A 3,574-nucleotide genomic window follows, 5' to 3' on the forward strand; every position below is an offset into this window, starting at 1 on the left:
AAGGCGCCTTGGCAGAGTGGCTATGCAGCGGATTGCAAATCCGTGGACCTCGGTTCGACTCCGGGAGGCGCCTCCATAATTTAGAACAAACCAGTCCTTGTGGCTGGTTTTTTCGTTTCTGGCTTCTTTGTTTCTTGTTTCTTCATCCTTGCCTCTTCATTTCTCCCCTTTACCTTTCATAGACCCACTCTATTTTGATGAGATCCTAAGTTGAACCTTTGTTGATAGACAGGTAAATAAATCAAAGTCACAATTAACGATAATGCTCAATTTGTTTCATTGTTTTATGGGATAACCCAAATTAAAACATGTGTATGAGTGATAGTGTCCCTCTTTTATATTTCTTTAATTGTTCTATAAGAGGTTATTAAATATGCAATTTAGTCTAAAGAGGAAAATGGTTTTCTCTGTAGTTTTGGCGATTGCTGTTACATCTGCCATTCTTCTTTTCATGGGTTATAAGACTTTTCAAACAAACAGCTGGCAAGCTATAGAAAGTGAAAGTCGTAATACACTTCAAGCCCATGCAAAGGGCATCAGTGACTGGTTTTACGATAAGAAACAAGCAGTACATGGGCTTAAACAACAAGTACAGCTTAACCCTTCAATAGATATCGTTCCTCATTTACGTCAAACCTTGGTATCTGGTGGGTTTGGATTGAGTTATTACGGTAACAAAGAAGGTGAGATGTTCCGCCATGATCCTTCATTGAATAAAGCGGGGTATGACCCAAGAGTTCGAGGTTGGTATAAACAAACCTTAGCTGAGAACCGTGCCGTAACAACCAAGCCGTATGTGAGTGTAACCATGCAAACCTTAGTGGTTACACTGACAGACCCTGTGACCGAGAATGGCACGATCATAGGTGTTGTCGCATCTAACCTTGCCTTAGACAAGCTAATTGAAGATGTGTTGGCTATTCAGGTTCCAGGTAATGGACGAGCGATCCTAATTGATAAGCAAGGCACGGTTGTTGCTCATAAGAATAAAGATTTCATCCTTAAGCAAGTCAAAGAGATAGCACCTGAATTAAGTGTTTCTGGATTAAACAGTGCTGCACAAAACTTAACGACAATTTTTACACAAGTTGGTGGTGATGAGCGCGTGATCATGGCTGAGCCTATTAAAGGCACCGACTGGCTACTTGTGATTGAAATGGATAAAGACGTACTAGAGCAGCCCCTGTTCGATATGTTGATTAGCCAAATCACCACAGGTTTGATTGTATTGATCGTTATGGCTGCAGCAACCTCATGGTTTGTGGCTCGTCAATTAGTTGAGCTGGGTCGAGTGAGTGCAGCATTAGCTGATATTGCGGAAGGGGAAGGTGATTTAACACAGCGCCTTCAAGTGTCGAGTAAAGATGAAGTAGGGCAACTTGCCGACAAGTTCAATGTGTTCGTAGATAGACTCCATGCAATGATGAAAAACGTGACTGATGTTTCGACGGCAATGAATAACGGAGCTGAACACGCCAACAGCAGCGCATTAAAACGCAGTGATAGCGTAAGCAGGCAACAAGATGAGATCACGATGGTTGCAACAGCTGTAACAGAGATGGCGACAGCAACAGCCGAAATCGCCACGAATGCTGATAGTACGGCCAAAAGTGCGACTCACTCTGTTGAGTTGAGCGAACAAGGCTTCCAACAGATGGCTAAAAGCCAATCATCGATCAATGAGCTTGCAACAGAGCTAACAAGCGCTGTGTCTATTATCAGTGAGCTTGAAGAGCATGGCCAGCAAATCGCGTCTATCTTGGCGACGATTCGCGAAATAGCGGAGCAAACTAATTTACTTGCGCTCAATGCGGCAATTGAAGCAGCAAGGGCAGGCGAACAAGGTCGAGGCTTTGCAGTGGTTGCCGATGAGGTTCGAGTGCTTTCTCAACGAACTCATGCTTCAACAGAAGAGATCGAAGACAAGATCAAGCGCTTACAACAAGCGACTAGTGGTGCCGTTAAAGTGATGACACAAAGCCACGATATGGCGAAAACAAGCGTACATGACGTGGATATGGCCGGAGAGAGCTTAGCTCAAATCCGTGAGGCAATTCAGATGATCAGCGATATGGCAACTCAGATAGCTTCTGCTGCTGAAGAGCAGTCACTGGTTACCGCTGAAATCAATGCGAATACCGAATCTGTTCGTGAAGTGAGTGATGTGATGGCAGTTGATGCGACCGATGCGGTTTCACAAGCCGATCAGCTAAGTCATTTAGCGAGTGACTTGAAACAAGAGCTGTCACGATTCAAGCTTTAAGTTCAGGCTAATATTAGCTTAAGCACAAAGATCAATTTGAAACTAGAAAGAGCACTGGCTGTAAAAGCGTGTGCTCTTTTTTATTTATAGAGCATGATCAATGTTTGTCAAAGAAGTCTTTGTTACGAATATACTTACTCATTAGGTGATAAGAGAAAGGCCGGATTAACCAACTGAATATTGATCGCCCGAGGCGTATTAACGTCGGTGTGTTTTCGTAAATCCTGCCGTTATAGAGCCAAAGTACTTTGCCTACATGCCAATACAACAGCGGTACGGGCGGCATGAAGGTGACAATATCGATGTCGCAACAGATACGGTAGGTTTTCTTGCTCAAACGGTAGTTCTTTTTGAAACTCCAATCACCGACCGCGGGCTGTCCAAACGTGACGATTCGTTTAATACAACCTGGGTGTTTTTGGTCCAAGTAATCAGCGAATACACAACCAATAGAGCCACCAGAAGAATGGCCAGTAATCGATATTCTTTTGCCTTGTTCCAATAGAGGAATTAAAGTGGTTTCCAAGCGTTCAATGACAGTTTGTCCCAGTTTATCTTCATTACGGCTTGGTTGGCTTTCTTGAAACATCAGATGGTAGAACCCGGCATGTACACGATAGTTCAGCCCAATCTTTTTACAGCTTCTTGTCCATAGAGCAAAAGTGAGTAGCCAGTCAGAAACGCTGTGTGACCCCTTGATAACCACGACGACTTCATCTTTGTCGCTGCTCCATAAGACTCGAATCATGGTTTTGCCAAACTGATTCTTTATGATGCGCTGTCCATTAGGGTCAAAACCGTAACGAGTTTGTTTAAAAACTCTAGGGTAGGCGAGGTTGCAGAGCACAGCGTAGCGTTCATATTGGTATCGTTTTAGTGGCTTCACGTTGTCATTTCGTAATAGTCGTTACTTAAAACTCTAGCCTTTGAATGTGAAAAGCACATGAAAACGAAGGCGTGTTTCTTTAATTCAATGGAATTGACAGTATTTTGTGAGTCTGAAAATGGGAATTCGGCCTTTGAATTCCAACTCAAACTCAAAGTCTACGAATAAGAACCGTACAAGCTGCACTAAATTCATTCGTTTGAGTTCGATAATTAATCACTTGAATTGAAAGATAAAATTTACTGTTGACGAATTTTTTCTATCCGTTAAAGTACACCTCGTTCTCACGGCTTAGGTCGCAGAGAGATGGTGTTTTACTCTTCGGTAATCAGCATCGCATGATTGCGTTGCCCTGGTGGTGGAATTGGTAGACACAAGGGATTTAAAATCCCTCGGCGTTCGCGCTGTGCCGGTTCAAGTCCGGC

2 protein-coding genes and 1 tRNA gene are annotated in these 3,574 nt (G+C 43.3%); 2 read left to right on the forward strand and 1 reads right to left on the reverse strand.

All coding sequences use genetic code 11. The features are described from left to right. Nucleotides 1-2 precede the first annotated feature (2 nt). Both NX845_RS23275 and NX845_RS23280 read left to right on the forward strand, forming a co-directional pair. Nucleotides 3-76, forward strand: a tRNA-Cys gene (locus tag NX845_RS23275). Nucleotides 77-397: 321 nt separating this feature from the next. Next, nucleotides 398-2,263, forward strand: coding sequence for a methyl-accepting chemotaxis protein (locus NX845_RS23280; RefSeq protein ID WP_065682477.1), 1,866 nt, complete (start codon nt 398-400; stop codon nt 2,261-2,263). A gap of 97 nt (nt 2,264-2,360) precedes the next feature. Here NX845_RS23280 and NX845_RS23285 read toward each other — a convergent pair whose 3' ends face one another. Continuing rightward, nucleotides 2,361-3,149: a lipase family protein gene (locus NX845_RS23285; RefSeq protein WP_065682478.1), complete on the reverse strand. Its 789-nt coding sequence runs from the start codon at nt 3,147-3,149 to the stop codon at nt 2,361-2,363. Nucleotides 3,150-3,574: the final 425 nt, after the last annotated feature.

Source organism: Vibrio sp. NC2 (assembly GCF_025195005.1).
In the GTDB taxonomy this organism is placed as follows: domain Bacteria; phylum Pseudomonadota; class Gammaproteobacteria; order Enterobacterales; family Vibrionaceae; genus Vibrio; species Vibrio splendidus.